At 40.2% G+C, this 17,422-nt stretch carries 15 protein-coding genes; 8 read left to right on the top strand and 7 right to left on the bottom strand.

From position 1 onward, the window contains the following. Window positions 1-155: 155 nt before the first annotated feature. Window positions 156-1,865, bottom strand: coding sequence for a cation:proton antiporter (locus L8106_RS16725; protein WP_009785554.1), 1,710 nt, complete (start codon window positions 1,863-1,865; stop codon window positions 156-158). A 222-nt stretch (window positions 1,866-2,087) separates the two neighbouring features. Between L8106_RS16725 and L8106_RS16730 the strand changes: the two genes are divergently transcribed. Then, on the top strand, window positions 2,088-3,821 hold the full coding sequence (locus L8106_RS16730; RefSeq protein WP_009785555.1) for a serine/threonine-protein kinase: 1,734 nt from the start codon (window positions 2,088-2,090) through the stop codon (window positions 3,819-3,821). Between the two features lie 48 nt (window positions 3,822-3,869). Next, on the top strand, window positions 3,870-4,646 hold the full coding sequence (panB, locus tag L8106_RS16735) for a 3-methyl-2-oxobutanoate hydroxymethyltransferase (RefSeq protein WP_009785556.1): 777 nt from the start codon (window positions 3,870-3,872) through the stop codon (window positions 4,644-4,646). A 692-nt stretch (window positions 4,647-5,338) separates the two neighbouring features. On the opposite strand, the gene L8106_RS33060 is transcribed toward panB, so the two are convergent. Both L8106_RS33060 and L8106_RS29725 read right to left on the bottom strand, forming a co-directional pair. After that, entirely contained in the window at window positions 5,339-5,482 is a 144-nt protein-coding gene (locus L8106_RS33060) for a hypothetical protein (RefSeq protein WP_009785557.1), read from the bottom strand. A gap of 182 nt (window positions 5,483-5,664) precedes the next feature. After that, the gene (locus L8106_RS29725) at window positions 5,665-6,687 is read right to left on the bottom strand and encodes a calcium-binding protein (protein ID WP_009785558.1); all 1,023 of its coding nucleotides are present in this window, start codon (window positions 6,685-6,687) and stop codon (window positions 5,665-5,667) included. A gap of 648 nt (window positions 6,688-7,335) precedes the next feature. Here L8106_RS29725 and L8106_RS16745 point away from each other — a divergent pair. From L8106_RS16745 to L8106_RS16760, 4 genes are all read left to right on the top strand, one after another. Beyond that, window positions 7,336-8,262, top strand: coding sequence for a cation diffusion facilitator family transporter (locus L8106_RS16745; protein ID WP_009785559.1), 927 nt, complete (start codon window positions 7,336-7,338; stop codon window positions 8,260-8,262). Between the two features lie 248 nt (window positions 8,263-8,510). Further along, window positions 8,511-9,554: an alpha/beta hydrolase gene (locus L8106_RS16750; RefSeq protein ID WP_009785560.1), complete on the top strand. Its 1,044-nt coding sequence runs from the start codon at window positions 8,511-8,513 to the stop codon at window positions 9,552-9,554. 193 nt (window positions 9,555-9,747) lie between these two features. After that, entirely contained in the window at window positions 9,748-10,452 is a 705-nt protein-coding gene (locus L8106_RS16755) for a triacylglycerol lipase (protein WP_009785561.1), read from the top strand. A gap of 67 nt (window positions 10,453-10,519) precedes the next feature. After that, on the top strand, window positions 10,520-11,794 hold the full coding sequence (locus L8106_RS16760; RefSeq protein ID WP_009785562.1) for a threonine/serine exporter ThrE family protein: 1,275 nt from the start codon (window positions 10,520-10,522) through the stop codon (window positions 11,792-11,794). A 20-nt stretch (window positions 11,795-11,814) separates the two neighbouring features. On the opposite strand, the gene L8106_RS16765 is transcribed toward L8106_RS16760, so the two are convergent. Together L8106_RS16765 and L8106_RS16770 are read right to left on the bottom strand one after the other, a co-directional pair. Then, entirely contained in the window at window positions 11,815-12,306 is a 492-nt protein-coding gene (locus L8106_RS16765) for a DUF3368 domain-containing protein (RefSeq protein WP_039896550.1), read from the bottom strand. Window positions 12,307-12,311: 5 nt separating this feature from the next. Next, entirely contained in the window at window positions 12,312-12,551 is a 240-nt protein-coding gene (locus tag L8106_RS16770) for a hypothetical protein (protein ID WP_009785564.1), read from the bottom strand. A 155-nt stretch (window positions 12,552-12,706) separates the two neighbouring features. On the opposite strand from L8106_RS16770, the gene L8106_RS16775 reads away from it, so the two are divergent. Continuing rightward, window positions 12,707-13,351, top strand: coding sequence for a Uma2 family endonuclease (locus L8106_RS16775; RefSeq protein WP_009785565.1), 645 nt, complete (start codon window positions 12,707-12,709; stop codon window positions 13,349-13,351). A gap of 11 nt (window positions 13,352-13,362) precedes the next feature. On the opposite strand, the gene L8106_RS33065 is transcribed toward L8106_RS16775, so the two are convergent. Next, window positions 13,363-14,367, bottom strand: a complete 1,005-nt coding sequence (locus L8106_RS33065) for a hypothetical protein (protein WP_009785566.1) — start codon at window positions 14,365-14,367, stop codon at window positions 13,363-13,365. A 108-nt stretch (window positions 14,368-14,475) separates the two neighbouring features. Further along, window positions 14,476-16,047 carry a hypothetical protein gene (locus tag L8106_RS16785; protein ID WP_009785567.1) on the bottom strand — a complete coding sequence of 524 codons (1,572 nt, stop codon included), beginning with the start codon at window positions 16,045-16,047 and terminating at the stop codon, window positions 14,476-14,478. A gap of 346 nt (window positions 16,048-16,393) precedes the next feature. Here L8106_RS16785 and L8106_RS16790 point away from each other — a divergent pair, with 346 nt between their 5' ends. Next, a complete protein-coding gene (locus L8106_RS16790; RefSeq protein ID WP_009785568.1) occupies window positions 16,394-17,176 on the top strand; it encodes an MBL fold metallo-hydrolase in 783 nt (260 codons plus the stop codon). Window positions 17,177-17,422: the final 246 nt, after the last annotated feature.

The following is a 17,422-nucleotide window of genomic DNA, read 5'->3' on the forward strand; positions in this document are numbered from 1 at the left end:
TTAACTTTTATTAACGTCCAACACTTGTAGCCATATTCCTTCTCGCTGTGTTTCGAGCCAAAACAGTCAATCTAGCTGACTGAAGTTTCCCCATGTAAAAATACTCAAAAGTATCTAAAATAGTTTTCAGATGCGGAACCAGAAGACGAAGATCATTAATCTTTAGAAAGATGGAGGGCGGCGTATTCATCTTGACGAAGTAAACTCAAAAGTGAGGTCGATTCAAGTTCAGAAATCCCTAAAAGTTCGAGTGTTTTTTCTCCCATCATTAACGCCGCTTCAACCACTTCAGGGACAACATGACCGACACAAACCCCTAACATTTTTTCCCGTTTTTCTAAATTGCGAGTTCGGACAACTAAGGGTAAATTCGGATAAGAACTTTGCAACAAAGCCACTAACTTTTTGGTAATTTTAGACTCTCCCACCGTAATCACCACCGCTCGCGCCCGCCTCACTCTGACTGCTGATAAAATCCGAGGATTATCCACATCCCCAAAATAAACCGCTCGACCTGATGCGCGTCCAGCAGCAACTTGTTCGAGATCTTTTTCGAGGGCAATATAAGGAATATTCATACGTTCAAGAATCGTACAAACCACCTGTCCGACTCGACCATAACCAATCACTAAAACAGCTTTGGGGTTCCGAATTCTGCGTTTAGATAAAGCTTGAACAGAGTCTTCACTCATTTCCGTTGATGGAGATAAACGTTGCGCCAGTGAATCTCCAAACTGAACTAATAGAGGTGTTGTTACCATCGAAATCACAATAATCACCACCAACCAAGAAAACGCCTCATCACTAATTAATTCAGTTTCTGCGGCTGCACTAAACAATACAAAACCAAACTCACCATTTTGAGGAAGTAAAGTCGCCACCCGCACAGACGTTGATCGACTCAAGCGAAAAGCCAAACACAAGCCAAACAAAACAATTGCTTTCACCAACATTAAAGCCAAAGCATGACCAACCATCTGAAACCCTTCACTTAAGAAAGCCTCAAGATTAATCGACATCCCGACAGAGATAAAAAACAAACTCAGGAGAAGATTTTTAAACGGTTCAATTTCCGATTCTAAATAGTGACGATAATGGGAACCCGATAACAACATTCCGATAAAAAAAGCACCCAAAGACATCGATAACCCCACCGTATCCATCACCCAAGCCGAACCAATCACAGTTAAACCCACAATCCCGGCGATCGCTTCTCGATTGCGTTGACTGACAACAATTTTGAGAATAAACGGCACCCCGTAACATCCCAACAAATAAACCGCAAATAATCCACCAAATATACTCGCTCCCTGTTGCCAAAAAGGAATACTATTAGTCTGGGTTGGTTGGTTTGATAATAGAGGAACCAAAGCCAAAATCGGAACAATAGCGATATCTTGTAGCAGTAAAATTGCAAAAGTCGTTTGACCGTATTCAGTCGAGCCTTCATTGCGTTCTTCGAGTAACTGCATCACAAATGCTGTCGAAGACATTGCCAAACCCAGTCCGAGAATTAAAGCCGCGTTTCCAGAATAGCCGAGAACCAGTCCGTAGAGAGTAATAGCGATCGCAGTTAAACCCAATTGGAGTGAACCCAAACCAAAAACAAGCCGACGCATTGACCACAATTTTTCCGGGTGCATTTCCAACCCGATGATAAACAGTAAAAACACCACTCCCAGTTCAGTAATGTGTCGCAGTCCTTCGGGATCGTCTGTAATGGCTAAACCTGAAGGGCCAAGAACCACTCCCGCCACTAACAAACCGACAACTGAACCGAGTTTAACTCGTTTGAATAGAATGACAGAAACAGTCGTAATTGCTAAAAGTAAAACCAGGTCTAGTAAAATATGGTGCAAGCTCATATCATTTTAGAAATTAATTGAGGATGGAGAAGCCCGAAAAAAGAAGAAGTGAGAGAGTCGGCGATTCACTGAACAATTGCCCCGGATGAATCGTCTACATACAAGGTATCCTTATTAATTGAAGACTAACAACTTTGTAGAACTGTAAACTGACGATTACGAGTTACTTTGTCACAAGACAAGCGCTGGTCACTGTAAAAGCTGTTCACTGTAAAACCCACTGTGGATCATCCTGTTTCATCTACACTGCACTGCATTAACCCCAAGTGTTCTCAACCGGACGGTCAACCTTGGGGAAATAAATATTGCCAACGTTGCGGCGCCCCTTTAGAACTCAATAATCGTTATGTTCCTTTACGGAGTCTGGGAACAGGAGGATTTTCAACGCTTTATGTGGTTTGGGACTTAAAAACACAAACAGAAAAAGTCTTAAAAGTATTGCTAGAACCGTCTCCTAAAGCGTTAGAACTCTTTGAACAAGAGGCGAGTGTTCTGGCACGGATGCGTCACCCTGGAGTGCCGAAAGTGTCGCCTGATAGCTATTTTCTCCTCAAAAAACGCAACTCTACTCTCTCGCCGTTACCGTGTTTGGTGATGGAAAAAATTCACGGGTTAACGCTACAGGAGATTTTAGACGAGCATCCCCACGGTTGTCCAGAAGAATGGGTAATTGACTGGTTACAACAGGCTTTAGAGATTTTACGGGAATTACACGGGGCAAATATTATTCATCGAGATCTCAAACCGTCTAACTTGATGTTGCGTTCGACTCCTGCATTCCCATTGACGGTGACTCCGATACAAACTCATCAATTGGTCGTGATTGATTTTGGCGGGGCGAAACAGGTGGGACGGTTGATGTCCAGCGATCGCGAAGCCACGCCCAGAAGCACAACTCGTTTAGTTTCTCCCGGTTACAGTCCTCCTGAACAAATTGTTGGTGCTACTGTTGGGCCACCTGCGGATTTTTATGCGTTGGGTCGAACTTGTATTCATCTGTTAACAGGCACTTTTCCGCCTGATCTTGAAGATCCCATTACCGCAGAATTACGATGGCAGCATCGGGCTGTTGTTAGTCCCTGGTTTGCCAATTTACTTGATCAAATGGTTCAAGATCAAGCCATTCGCCGTCCCCAAACTGCTACCGAAATTCAGACTTATTTGTTTAAAATTGCCCGTCATAAACGCTATCCTCGCCGGATGATGTCGTTGTCGCAGTGGGGTTTGGATGTGGTCAAAACGGCTTTATTGGAAAGCGATCGCGCCTTGTGGAATTTGATGAAAGCCGGGGGATATCTAACCGCCCAACTGATGCAAGTCAGTATGACAATATTGTGGGGAATGGGACTGGCTGGGGTTGGCGGTATTGCGGGGGCGGTATTTGGGTTGGTGTTGGCTTATTGGACTCCCGTGGGTCAAGCATTTGCGGAGATCTTGTCGAGTAATTTTCCCTTCTGGTTTCCGGGGGCGGCGATGAAACTCGGAACCCAAATATTGGTGTTGGGTTTAGCAGGTTTGGGAACAGGACTGGGTTTAACCGATGCAGGTGGGTTTAATATCAACCGTCGTTATCGATGGGCGGCGATGATGGGAAGTTTGGGCTATATCGTTGGTGGGATCAGTTGGCAAGTTTTGAGTCTTTTTGGGACTGTAGGACATTTGTGTATGGGTCTTTCGGCAGCCGTCCTGACGTTGGGGTTAGGGCTACCGAGTCATCGTTGGGCTTCTGCGATGGTCGTCGCGGTGGGAACAACGGCAATTTTTTGGGGACTAAGTTTAGATCAAACGTTTCCGCCCGAGGTGTTGCAATTTCCCTCTGTTGGAGTTCAACCCCAGTGGGAAGAATTTTGGTTTGGTTTGGGGTTTATTGGGCTTTTGGGCTGTGCAACGGGTTTATCTTTGGCTGTGAATCATTATTTTATTGTGCCGATTTTACGTTGGTTAGGATGGCGGTAAACAGTTAGCAGTTATCAGTGTTTACAGTTATCAGTTATCAGTGAAATTATGACTATTACCATTCAACAATTAATCCAATGGAAACAACAAGGGCGGGCGATCGCCGTGTTGACTGCTTATGATTATGGGATGGCGCGAATACTCGATCAAGCGGGTGTCGATGTGATTTTAGTCGGAGATTCTCTGGCGATGGTGGCGTTGGGTTATGAAACGACTTTACCGTTGACCTTAGAGGAGATGTTGCATCATGCTAAAGCAGTGCGGCGTGGGGTCAAAAATGCGTTGATGGTGGTTGATTTACCGTTTTTAACTTATCAAGAAAGTCCCCAACAAGCAATGCGATCGGCGGGACGAGTGATGAAGGAAGCGGGGGCGCAGGCGGTGAAGCTTGAAGGCGGATATCCGGAAATGGCGCAAACTGTGCGTTATTTGGTACAGGCGGGTATTCCGGTGATGGGTCATGTCGGGTTAACGCCGCAGTCGGTGCATCAGTTAGGCGGATTTCGCAAACAGGGGAAAACGGCGGAAGCGGCTGATCGGATTTTAACGGAAGCGATCGCTTTGGAGAATGCGGGGGCGTTTGCGGTTGTATTAGAACATATTCCGGCAAAGTTGGCAATGGAAATTACTCAAAAGTTAACCATTCCCACGATTGGAATTGGGGCGGGGGCGCATTGTGATGGTCAGGTGTTGGTGACTCCGGATTTGTTGGGGTTATCGGCTTGGCAACCGCCTTTTGTGAAAACTTATGCCAATTTGGAAGAAGGGGTCACTCAAGCGATCCAACAATATTGTCAGGAGGTGAGATCGAGACAGTTTCCTTAAGGGATCAGGGGTTTATCCCGGATTTTTTCAAGATTGCATAACTTTATAGGTTGACAAAAGTGGATCAATCTGAAGCTTGTGAAAAAGTTGGGATACTTTTTATATTGAAGGCAGTTTTATTAAGCCTAAATGAGCTTTTATAAAGATTTTGTAAAGCAGCTTAGTGAATATTTTTTGAAGTCAAGACTGTTTTGTAAAAGTTGAGAATAGGTTTTTAAAGTTTGTGTAAAATTTTTTGATTAGAGTTTGTTGTAAGAGACTAACTTTATATATGTTAGTCGGGTAGAAAATTAGCCATACTAGAGACATCAAAGGGTTTAAGTCGCAAAGCTCTCATTTCTCTCAATAATGTGGAGTAGATAGACCAAAAGAGATTTGGAAAATGTTTCCAGTCTCTTTTTTTGTATTTTTGCAGTGATTTATACAAGAAATGGTCTCAGAATTAATCTGATGTCTAAAAACTCAGTTGAATTTTAATTCTAGGGTTGCGATTTTCAATGAAGTGATTTAAGATAAGTAAAGAAATGCCAAGAGCCACCAACAACGGACGACTGAATTAATTGATCTAGTTTTGAGTTCAAAAGTTGTCGTCAATGCCAAATCTAAAGTGAGTGTGACCAACTCATTATAAATATCGTTGATCATATAAAAGTAGACATTAATGATCTAAAATTGATGTCTACCTATTTTCATTAAGCTTTGAGAATAATCACATCTCTCTCGAAAAGAAACTCACTGTAGTCAGCTAAATCGTCAAGTCCAATCAAGTTGAGTAAGAGTTCAGCAAGTAGCCAAATCAAGGTTTTAGTAATTAGTTTTTTCCATCTTACTTGCATTTTGGATCACCTCCAGGGCAGAACACTTACCCCAAAAACTACAGCCTCAAGTTAATATAAAGATAATCAGGTTGAGCGTTTTACGACTCTACTTTTACATATGTCTCACGCCACAACACTTATGCAGTTTTTGGGAGTATTTGAGTCAGGTTTACAGCTTGGAGGCAGTCAGATCCGGCAACTTAACCAAGCATTAACATTGGGTCATCGGGATTTACAAAAGTGATTGCATTTTTTACCTGTTCGATGTCAGTGATATCAGTCACAATTCCCAAAACATTTCCGGTTTGTGTTTCTTGAATGAGAGTGCCTTTAATATTATCAACATCAATAGGAAGATTTGAGGTAATATTAGTAGAATCAAAGGAACTCACCGTAATATTTTCACCCCCAAAATTCGCAACAATTAAAATCTGATCCCCTTCTGCGGTGTTTAAATCCGTAATCACATCAGCTTCAGTATTGGTTCCTGCGAGAACAAATCGATCCGCACCTTCATCCCCGGTTAAAATATCAATCCCTAAATCTCCAATTAAGAGATCATTTCCTTCGCCTCCATACAAAGTATCGCTATCTTTACCCCCTCGGATAATATCATCACCTTCACCCCCCCAAATTTGATCACGTTCTCGATTTCCGTTGATTAAATCGTTACCTAAATCCCCTCCCATGACGTCATTTCCCTTACCTCCTCGGAGAACATCATCACCGTCTAAACCTGCAATTGTATCATCACCTAGATTTCCATTGATGACATCCATCTCAACAGAAGCCATCAGGAAATCATCACCGTCTAAAGCTAAAATTCCACCGGGATTTTCTGCGGTCCACTCCGGTTTGATTTCACCCGTTGCGGGAGGTTCCATTTCCAGACCCGCAGGCGCTAAAATATCCGCTTCATTGGTCAGTAGAAATAATTTAGAGGAATCGATAGAATCGATAGAACGGTTCATTCGAGTTTGGTAATCACTGAGAAAATCAGAATCACTCTGAATCTCAAGAATTTCGGGTTCAGTTTGAATGAGTTGACTGGAATTAAATCCGGTCTTTTCTTTGGAAAACAAAGTCTTGATCAGTAGATCAGCAATCGGTTCTGCTGCATTAATTAATGGAGTATAACCGGGGAATAGAACTTTCACTAGGGGTTCAAATACAGGCCAATTCCCTTTAAAAAAATTCAGAACGTTATCAAAAATATTAAACATTTATAGCTCAATTCCAATCGATGAACAGTGTTATAGGGTTCGATTTCAGATTGAGTGATAGATGTTGTTTCTGTTCTCAACTGCATCGAAATCCTGATGATAATTACCCTGGAATAGCCGAGTTCTGTCCGTTAATCTATAACGGTTTGAGCGCTTAGAGATTAGAAAGAGGGAGGAACCACCCTCCCCTATTTCGTCACACTCGTTGGTCTCTATGTGTTTGATGCAGGTGTCATGGAAGAAATTCCGGACTAATTAGCGAAAAAAAGAGAATTGGGGACTGCGGATGCAACAGAGGTGATACACTTGACGTTCATCAGGCGGATTAGTTTCGTTCAATTTTCTCAAAAATCTGGGATTGACTGAAAGCTCAAGGCTGGTTACAGATAGAGTTACAGATAATATTTGCAAGTACAGGACTGAGAAATACCGAGCAAAGAATATTGTTTGCTAGAAATAATCCCTTTCTAATCCGTTAATTTCAGCTTTTTAAATTTGAGGTTTACTAAATATCAATCAATTCGTCTTATTAATTATTGAGAAAAATTCTTAAAACTAATCAAAGCTATTCCCTTAGAAGTAGCTCTAATTGCTATTATTTGTATAAACTAGAGATACATCCAAAATTATTGACACAAAGGAGATATTATGGTTATTGATAATCGTCCAAAAATTCGCAAAGTTCTCATTCTCACTCTAGTGCTGAATATCGTTGTTATGGCGATTAAAGCCACTTTAGGGTTACTGACTGGCTCTCTAAGTTTACTGGCTGATGCGCTACATAGTGTAACAGATGGAGCCAATAATATTATTGGTTTAGTTGCCAATCAATTTGCTTCTCCCGAACCTGATCGCGAATATCCCTATGGACATCAAAAATTTGATGCTTTGGGTGCATTGGCGGTGACGGTTTTTCTATCTATTGCTAGTTTTGAAATACTCAGTAGTGCAATTCAACGCATTTTTGTGGGTGGAGATGCGATCAATATTGATTCGGGTGCGCTCTGGATTTTGTTAATTGTATTAGGAATTAACATTTTTGTCGCCTACTATGAACGTTATATGGGTCAAAAACTTGGGAGTTCGTTCTTGGTTGCCGATGCCCAACATACTATGAGTGATATTTGGACTACTTTAATGGTAATTGGTGGATTAATTGGTGTGTGGCTCGGCCGAAAATGGAATGTTCCTCAATTAGAAGCTTTAGATGTAGTAATGGCGTTTCCCGTTGCAGTTTTAGTGTTTCATAGTGCCTGGGAAATTCTCAAAGAAAATTTGCCTTGGTTAACAGATCGGATGGCAATTCCACCTGAAAAAATTCGAGCATTAGCGATGAGAGTTCCGGGTGTTATTAATTGCCATGATATTGCCTCTCGTGGAGTTGTCGGTCGGCAGATTTTTATTGAAATGCACATGATTGTTGAAGCGGATGATGTCAAATCTGCTCACAATATTACTGAACAAGTAGAAGCTCAACTCGAAAAACATTTTAGTCCGGTTAGAACTGTAATTCATGTAGAACCACTCAGTTATAAATCTGATCGCATTACCTACGAGGGAGATTTAGAAGAATAGTTGAATTTTTAATCTTTGAGCAAAAATTGATTTGCTACTTCTCTAGCTCAAATACTAATCTGATCGTCCTGCTTGACAGAATTTATAAAGTTGACTGATAATTTTTAAGATTAATCTCCAGATTAACCCGTAATATAGGGACGGCGATCGCTCGTTCAAAGACCCCAGGTGCTGCTCTAAAAATAATTTTTGTTACACCAAAGCAATACACCTGAAAACTTCATTGAATAATTTTTGGTTAAACTCAGATGAATAAACCACAAATCACCCTTTTTAACCCCGTTTCTGTTATCGGATCTGCTTTACTATTCCTATCATCAGCGAACAATTCTGTTCAAGCAACAACCTTTACCGGAGAACCAATATATTCAGAAGTTCGCCAATATTCTACTGTAATTGACGGCGATCCGACTGATATTTACTATCCCGTTGTTTCCGATCCCACTGTATCAACTCCAATAGCCTTATTACTACAAGGGGCTTTGGTTGATAAAGCCGACTATAGTAATTATGCCAGTCTCGTGGCTCGTTATGGATTTACTGTCGTTGTTCCTAACAATTTGAGGACGTTACAAGGGCCTGGAGGTGTGGAGTTAACAGGTCTGGCATCAGAACAGGGACAAGTTCCTGCGGTGTTGGATTTTATGACTATAGAAAACAATAATCCCACATCACCAATAGCGGGTTTACTTGATACGAATTCTTTGGGTTTATTGGGGCATTCTTTCGGGGGGTTAGTCGGAATTGCTGCGCTTCAAGACGAGTGTTTTGTTGGGATTTGTACGGAGAGTTATCGTTTCCCAGATGCTTTGAAAGCCGGAATTTTTTATGGGGCAGCTTTTAACCTCAGAGATTTAGGTTTTTCTGGTGTTCCTCCGATTGATAATCAGGCTCCGATAGGATTAATTTTGGGGACAAAAGATGGAGTAATTCGACCCGGTACAACGGTCGATACTTACAACAAAATAATCAATTCACCGAAGCTTTTTATTGAACTAGAAGGGGCGAATCATTACGGAATTACCAATGAAAATAATCCGGTTCGAGCGGTTAACGAGCCAACTGTAGAACAGGAAATTGCAACGGAAACAATTGCTCGCTGGAGTGCGGCTTTTTTACGAGCTTATGTTGTCAACGATCAAGATGCTTTAGAATACATAAATACTGTAGGCGATGAACTCGATGATAATGTCACGGTTACAACTGCTGAAAAGATTCCCGAACCGTCTTATTTTACAGGTTTATTTGCGGTATCACTGCTGACGTTGGGTCGGCGTTTTATCAAAGGGTGACACTAAAAATAAATGATCTGATGTTTAATTAATTTTGTTGATGGGGGTGGGACAGGTTTTACAATAAACATAGATTTATTCATCTCACCAACAACCTGAGTGAACCCGCCCTTCTTTACAGTCAATTTTTTGAAAATCTCGCTAAAATCTCAATAGATCTCAAACCGTTCTATCTTATCTATCAAAAATCAGAATGCCATTACCAACTGTCATTTTACCGGGTTTTTTTGCGGGTGCTGAAGATTACTATCTCTTAGCACAATATCTCAACCAACAAGGAATTCCAACGGTTGTAGTTCCCCTGCGAAAACGAGATTGGTTTCAGACCATTGGCGGACGTTCGATGGTGCCAATTTTGCAGAAAATTAATGCAACGGTTCAACAGGTTTTAGATAAATATTCACTTCCTCAAATTAATCTCGTCGGACATTCTGCGGGAGGATGGATCGCCAGAATTTTTATCGGTGAAAAACCCTATATTGTGCATGGAGATGTCACAGAAGAAACGATGGGTTTGTGGAATATGTACCCGGTTGTTAATACTTTAATAACACTGGGAACACCTCACATTAGTCAAGAACGATGGACGAAAAAAAATCTAGATTTTGTTAAAGATAACTATCCAGGTGCTTTTTATTCTCAGGTTCGTTATGTTTGTATTGCAGGTAAAGCGGTTTATGGGAAACGAACCTTTAAAACTTGGCTTCCTTACAATAGTTATCAACTTACGATTGGTCAAGGAGAAACCTGGGGAGATGGCATTACACCTGTAGAAGCGGCACATTTAGAAGGGGCTGAAAATGTAACTTTAGAGGGGGTTTGGCATTCTCCGCGATCGCCTGGAAAATGGTACGGTTCACCTGATATTATTGACACTTGGTTAGATTATTTAATCTAGCATTAATTCTATCACATTTTTTTGATTTTTGCTTAGTTTTATTAATTAATTTTAGGATATTAAGTCGATGACTATTGATATGGATTCTCTCAATTATTCTGAAAAAGCTACGGTTGAACAAAAATTTCATTTAATTCTTTTATGTGGTCGATTATTATTACAAAATAGTGTAGCAACAGGTCGAGTTTATCAAGCCGTTTATCAACTTGCTGATGTTTTTAACTGGCAGGTTCGTCTATTTGTAGACTACAAAGTTTTAACCTTAACAGCCCAAGTCGGAAATCGTTTTATTTCTCGCTTTAGCCGCAATGTTCAAGCGATGAATATTAACATGGCTGTCATTACTCATGTGTATCGAGTTATTGATGCCATTAAAAAAGAACAAATTACACCTGAAGAAGCCGTTCAAGAACTTGAAAGAATTGATGCAGGTTTGCCTCATTATAACCATTGGTTACTGATTTTAATGTTGGGGATAACTTCGGGAAGTTTAGCTAAACTTTTTGGGGCAGACTGGCAAACATTTATGATTGTTTTTATTGCAACTGCACTGGGAGTTGTATTGCGTCAACAGTTAGTAAAACGCAAACTAAATCCTTTTTTAATTTCCTTTTTAGCGGCATTTTTGGGTGGATGTATTGGCGGTATTGCGGTGCGTTTGGGTTGGAGTTCAACGCCGGAACTCTGTTTAATTGTACCGTCGTTGATGTTAGTACCTGGTGTTCATTTAATTAATGCTATATTAGATTTGTTGGAAAATCATATTACGATTGGCATCGCCCGTTTGGGCTTAAGTTTTGTTACTCTGAGTTCAATTGCATTTGGGTTATTACTCGCTGCAAGTGCAACAGAAACATTGATTTCTGCCAGTAGTAAAAGCGTTCGTTTACCCCTCGCTGAAGATATGTTTTTTGCGGGGTTAGTTGCTATGGGTTTTGCACTGGCTTTCAACGTTCCTCAGAAAATGTTAGCCGCTTGTGTGTTGTGTGGAATGGTGGGTCATGGAATGAGAGAAATCTGTTTAAATTTAGATTTAGGAATAGTTTGGGGAAATTTAATTGCCTCAAGTTTAGTCGGTGTGATGACGGTTTATTTTTCTCGACGCTATCAAGCCCCTTCTGCTGCGATCGCATTTGGGGCGGTTGTGGGAATGATTCCAGGCGTGTTTATTTTTCGTGCAATTAGCGGTTTAACTCAGATTTTAGCGTTAGGAACTGCCACTGAATTGTCATTGTTAGTTAATACTGTTATTGCAGCCACAAAAGCAGTATTAATGACTTTAGCAATTCCTGTGGGTTTAGCAATTCCTCGATTATTATTTTTTAAATTTGAGTTAAAATAAAGGATAACAATTAGAGCCAATCAGGGTTCACAATTCTTAAAAACAGCATCAAAGATGGAACGAGAAACTCGGAAGTTGATTCGCCGCAGTCTGTCGTAAAGTTCATCAACGTTATCTATTGTAATTTTACCTTCTTGACTCAGCTTTTTAATCAAAGCTAAAGTTCCTTTTACATTTAACCCCAAATTTACAGCCCTTCTTCGAGCCGCCCGATCATCTAAAATAATTAAATCAGCTTGTAGTTCAGTTGCTAATGAAATCGCCTCGGATTCTCCCCGTCCCAAATTGAGATTTAAACGGTTAACCAAGGTGAATAAACGAGTCGAAACAACCCGCAGCTTTCCCGCTTCTATAAAAGGTAAAATTCCCTGTCTGACTTCATCACTTTTTGCCTCAATTTCCTCAACAACTCCCGAGGGAATATAAAACTCATCATTACGGATTAAAAATAAGTCGAGTAATTGTAACTTGACGAGAAAAATAATCGGAGATGAGTTGATGACAATTTTCACGATTTCTACCAAATGCTTTCTTGTTCAATATCTTCTTGAGTCAAATAGGAAAACTCAATTCCTAACAAATCTAAAGTTTGTAACAAGCCATCCTCATCAAGATTCATCATTTCTGCGGCTTTCCTCAAGCTAATAATCTTCGCTGTTAAAGCTCCCAAAACAAACAAAAATATTTCTTTTTGTTCGGGTTCGCTGAAAATCGGTAAAGAGGTTACGATTTCTTGTAAACTGCTTGTCGAATTCATGGGGATAATCTCCTAATAAAATTCGTCTTGCTTTTGAATCTTTAGTTTGATTTATATTATATCAATAAATTGCTCAAGCGGTTGTTTTAACATTCGGTTATTATTTTTTCGGTTTGAGTTAAAATAAATATAGAACAATTAGATAGGTTTAAAAAATGACGGTAACAACTCCTATTGTTAAACCCATTAGTCAAATGCACTTTTCCCCCGGAAGTGTGATCACAATTCCTAACGTCAATTGGCAGGAATTTGAAGCGATTTTACAAGAACTCGGAGAAAAACGATCTTCGAGAGTCGTTTACAGTCACAACACTTTAGAAATTATGGTTCCCTTACCCGAACACGAAAAACCTACAGAAATTATTTCCGATATTGTCAAAATGGTGTTAAAATCCCTCGGTAAACGATATGAATCTTTTCGTTCAACGACGTTTAAAAAAGAAGGAATAGCCGGAGTTGAAGCCGATGCCAGTTTTTATATCCAAAACTATCAACAAATGATTAACTGTCGGCGACTCAAACCGAACGATCCACCCCCAGATTTAGCAATAGAAGTTGATGTCACTTCTCAAACAACGTTAGCCGCCTACGAAGCCCTAGAAGTTCCAGAACTCTGGATTTATAGTCAGGGAAAGTTGAACATTTATCTATTTCAAAATAGTCAATATATTCAATCTGAAACTAGCCCTAATTTTCCAAATATCAACATTCCTGAAATTATTACAACTGCGGTAGAACGTTCTTGGCAAGTTGGCAGTTTTCAAGCGTTAGAAGAAGTCGAAGCGATAATTTCTCGATAATTTTGATAACATTAGACTTGAACTAAAGCAAATTTATCCACCTTAACCAAGCTAAAAAGTTCGCCTATCTCCAGATGTTTGTTAACGATATCGTTCAAGTTTTCTGATACAAGAATATCGGCAGGAACCGACAACGTTAAGCCAATTTTTAACTCAAACTCAACAATCTTAGAAATACTCGGTGATTTGTATTGTTTCCCTAAATAATTTTTGGCGGAGGGTTGAACATCGATTTCTTTAATACTCCAAATCATTAACTTAATTTCGGAATGTTTCATTTGAATACAAAGGTATTTCGCCAACTCTCGTTTTATACTATTCGGTGCAATATCCAGATGAGGATGCCAGTCATACCAACCCGTTACTGTTATTTGTACGTTAATGTTTTCAAGTTTGGGTAACGGTTTAACCTGCGCTTTCAGTTGTTGTAATTCTTCTTCAATTTCTAACTCTCTAAATTTCTGTTCCAAAGCCAGATCGGGATTAATTAACTCCGCAACTTCTAGCAACGCTTCCGTATAAAAAAACGAATCCATATAAGCATCGTTTATCCGTTCTTCCATGCGGGAAAAAGCTTGCATAGGCGTTTCTGCTGGCATCACTTTATCAACTTTTTCAATCATTTTAAAAGCACCGTAAACCCCCAACCCAACAACGCCCCCCGCCAACCCCATTGTTGCACCGCCAATACTCACCGCAGTTCCCGCAACTCCTAACCCCATTCCGCCAAAAATACCAAACATTCCGGCACCAATTGTTGCACCTGTAGCGATGGGAAAAATGGCAACAGGATCGTTATTTTTGAGTGCTTCTGTTGCACCATAAACCGCAAAACCAACTACCGAACCTGCAACCGCAACGGGAAACGCACCAACCGCAACGCCCCCAAATGATCCGACTAAACCCATATTACCAATTGTCGCGGATAAACCGACTCCCGCTAGGGTTCCAGTGGCGGGATACATGAGGTCTAAATTGGTGTTTTGAGCGTAATTTTGTTGAAAGGAGTAGTTCATCTTTTTGGGTTTTTTGTTAATTCAAATAGAGGGGGTAACGAAAGCGATCGCACTTTATAGGGATAGATAAAAAATGTGATCGCTATTTTTAATAAATTCAATTTCAACTTAAGGTGTTGATTGCACAGCTTCAAGTTGTTTGGTGATAGCTGCATAGTTATTTTTGTAGTTTTCCATTTTTTCTTCAGCTTGTGATTTTACAAAAGTACCTTGAGGAACTCCTTGTAACAAGCTGATAGATTGCTGTAGTTTTGATTGTGCAGCTTGCCAAACTTCTTCGGGATGAGGAGGATTTTGAACTAAAACGGCAGCTTCCCAAGCCAGTTTTTGGGCTTCTTCTAAATTCTTTGCAGCCTTTTGTTCTGTTAATAATCGATTATTGATAGCAGTATAGTTAGTTCGGTAGCTTGCTAATTTATCTTGAGCTTGAACCGCTATTGAAGAACTTTCTGGAATGGCTTCTAATAAGTTAATTGCTTCTTGCCATTTGTTAACTGCTTGCTGCCAAACTTCTAAAGGATGAGGTGCATTTTGAACCATCACAGCAGCTTCCATTGCTAATTTTTGAGATTTTTCAAAGTTAGCAGTATCTTGAGTTTGTGTATTCACTGAAGCCACAGCAGGTTGAGTTGTAATCAAACTTGCTTCTACAGTTTCTATAGGTGAAGTATTCGTTTTTGATTGTTGTTGAAGTTGAGGAAATTTATCTCCCATTTTCCAACTCACAACGCTTAGTATCGCTGCAATGATAGTTAAAAAAAATAGAGAAGGCTTCAAGAGAAAAACAGTATTGTTTTGGGCGAGTAAGGTCTGATTTAAAGATTGTTGTGTTTCTTCTTTCCCTTGATGAATGGATTGCTCGGCTTGGCTTCTCAGCTTATTCGCTTGTACAACTAAATTATCAGTTTTTTCCTTGAGATCTTCGCATTTTTCCAAAATGGTTTCTCTAGTAATAATCTGATTGTCATAGGAAATAATTAATCCATTTTCTTCATCAATCCACTTAATGATGAATCCAGCTTTACCACAGTAATCAATTAGTGCTTTTATACGTTCAATAAATCCAAGACCTCGCTCGAAGTTGTGAATAATACTATCTAACTCGGGTTGAATCTGCTGAAGCTGAGATTGAGCGGACTTAATGGACTCAATTTGCTTTTTCAAAGCTCTCTTTTCACCAAACTCTAGATGAATCCTCAAGCTCTTATCAATTTTTCCTACCTGTTCAACTATACCTGGATGTTTGCTTTTTTGTTTTAAATAAGCTATACATTCATTATTCTGTAAAATTTCATTTGCCCATTCTTGAAGAATTTGACACCAATCTATTAGTTCTTTAACAGTTGCTAACCAATCAGCTAATGTCTCTTCCTGCTCTGGAACAAATAACTTTTCTGCTAAAAAACCACTTCCTGCTGAAAGGGCTGTTTGTACTAGGAATCCTCCAGGAACAAAAACACTTGCTACAGATCCAATAGTAGGTAATATCCCTATAAATCCTTTATTAAACTTTTCATCATTTATAGCTATTTCTAAGCGATCATAAATTGTGATTAATTTCTTTTCAATCTGTTGTAGTCTAGTGATTTCATGTTTTATTGTAGATGCGTCACCAATAGTTAACTGTGCATTTTCAGCAAGTTCAGGTAATGTACTGAGAAGTTCTTCTAGATCATCCATGATGAGAGTACCTCAAAATATAATAAGTTGTCACTGACTCGGGTTGACCCTCAAGGAAGCCAGTGATAAGTTCTATATGCAAATCTACAACAGAAACCCCCTTAAAAGCATCCGTAGGACTACGGAACTTTAAGCAGCTAATCAAAGCTTGTCTAAATATTCAAGACCGTATTTCTACTGAATGAATCAAAAAAAATAGAGGTTTAATGCTCGTAAGACTCACAAAATTGTTGCTGTGGCGGGGTCATCACTGGAGATCATCCCCATTACTTTTTTGGTTTTCGTTCAACAGAGAATGTAAAGGTTAATTACAATAGAGAATATAGTATCTTGATCAAAAAATCTGATGTATCTGACTTGGTTTGATAGTAACTCTTGGCTATTGGAGATCGCCAACAAAAAAATTTTGATTGATCCCTGGCTAGTTGGGCCGTTAGTATTTGGGAATCAGGCTTGGCTGTTCAAAGGAGAAAAACGCACTCCTCGCCCTGCTCCTGCCAATATTGACCTGATTGTATTATCCCAGGGATTGGAAGATCATGCTCATCCTCCGACCTTAAAAATACTCGATAAAATGATTCCGGTTGTGGGTTCGCCGAGTGCGGCTAAAGTCGCTCAAGAATTGGGATTTACTCAAGTCAGAGCCTTAGAACATGGTTCGACTTATTTTTTGGATAACCAAGTTGAAATCAAAGCCGTTCCGGGTTCTCCCATCGGGCCGACAACAGTCGAAAATGGTTATTTATTCCGAGAGTTAGAAACAAATTTCAAAGCCTATTATGAACCTCACGGCTATCACGACAAATCACTTCAACAAGAAGCACCGATTGATGTGGTGATTACGCCGATTATTGACTTAGCTTTACCATTAATCGGGCCGATTATCAAAGGAACCAAGAGTGCATTACAAATCGCGGAATGGGTGAAGCCGCAAGTCATATTACCAACGGCCGCAGGTGGAGATGTCGATTATGAGGGTTTATTGGTTTCTCTGCTGAAAGCCGTCGGGACGCTTGAGGATTTTCGGTCGTTATTGGCTCGTCACAACCTGTCTACCCGTGTTCTCAACCCCACTCCTGGTGAACGGTTTGAGGTGCCGCTAGAGAAGCAACCCGCAAACGTAGCCTAGAGGATTTAACCTCACTCAACTCGCCTCGCTCTTTGACGAGGAGGGCTGTTTCCGGGTGGAGAATTCTATCGTTATGACCTCTCCCCCAACCCCTCTCCTAAAAGGCGAGGGGAGAATATTGAGGAGTTAAGGCGGGTTTATATGTATTATTGATCGCCAGACATCAATTTTTGCAGAACCCACCCCTAGCTTTTTTCTTTTCCCTCTCCTCGTAGGAGAGGGTTAGGGAGAGGTAGGAGAGGGTAG

It is taken from the genome of Lyngbya sp. PCC 8106, assembly GCF_000169095.1.
Classification (GTDB): Bacteria; Cyanobacteriota; Cyanobacteriia; order Cyanobacteriales; family Microcoleaceae; genus Capilliphycus.

Bases quoted from the DNA above. Each gene is read 5' to 3' on its own strand.
- L8106_RS16725 (WP_009785554.1), bottom strand. From the start codon at position 1,865: ATGAGCTTGCACCATATTTTACTAGACCTGGTTTTACTTTTAGCAATT.
- panB (WP_009785556.1), top strand. From the start codon at position 3,870: ATGACTATTACCATTCAACAATTAATCCAATGGAAACAACAAGGGCGG.
- L8106_RS33060 (WP_009785557.1), bottom strand. From the start codon at position 5,482: ATGCAAGTAAGATGGAAAAAACTAATTACTAAAACCTTGATTTGGCTA.
- L8106_RS29725 (WP_009785558.1), bottom strand. From the start codon at position 6,687: ATGTTTAATATTTTTGATAACGTTCTGAATTTTTTTAAAGGGAATTGG.
- L8106_RS16745 (WP_009785559.1), top strand. From the start codon at position 7,336: ATGGTTATTGATAATCGTCCAAAAATTCGCAAAGTTCTCATTCTCACT.
- L8106_RS16750 (WP_009785560.1), top strand. From the start codon at position 8,511: ATGAATAAACCACAAATCACCCTTTTTAACCCCGTTTCTGTTATCGGA.
- L8106_RS16755 (WP_009785561.1), top strand. From the start codon at position 9,748: ATGCCATTACCAACTGTCATTTTACCGGGTTTTTTTGCGGGTGCTGAA.
- L8106_RS16760 (WP_009785562.1), top strand. From the start codon at position 10,520: ATGACTATTGATATGGATTCTCTCAATTATTCTGAAAAAGCTACGGTT.
- L8106_RS16770 (WP_009785564.1), bottom strand. From the start codon at position 12,551: ATGAATTCGACAAGCAGTTTACAAGAAATCGTAACCTCTTTACCGATT.
- L8106_RS16775 (WP_009785565.1), top strand. From the start codon at position 12,707: ATGACGGTAACAACTCCTATTGTTAAACCCATTAGTCAAATGCACTTT.
- L8106_RS33065 (WP_009785566.1), bottom strand. From the start codon at position 14,367: ATGAACTACTCCTTTCAACAAAATTACGCTCAAAACACCAATTTAGAC.
- L8106_RS16785 (WP_009785567.1), bottom strand. From the start codon at position 16,047: ATGGATGATCTAGAAGAACTTCTCAGTACATTACCTGAACTTGCTGAA.
- L8106_RS16790 (WP_009785568.1), top strand. From the start codon at position 16,394: ATGTATCTGACTTGGTTTGATAGTAACTCTTGGCTATTGGAGATCGCC.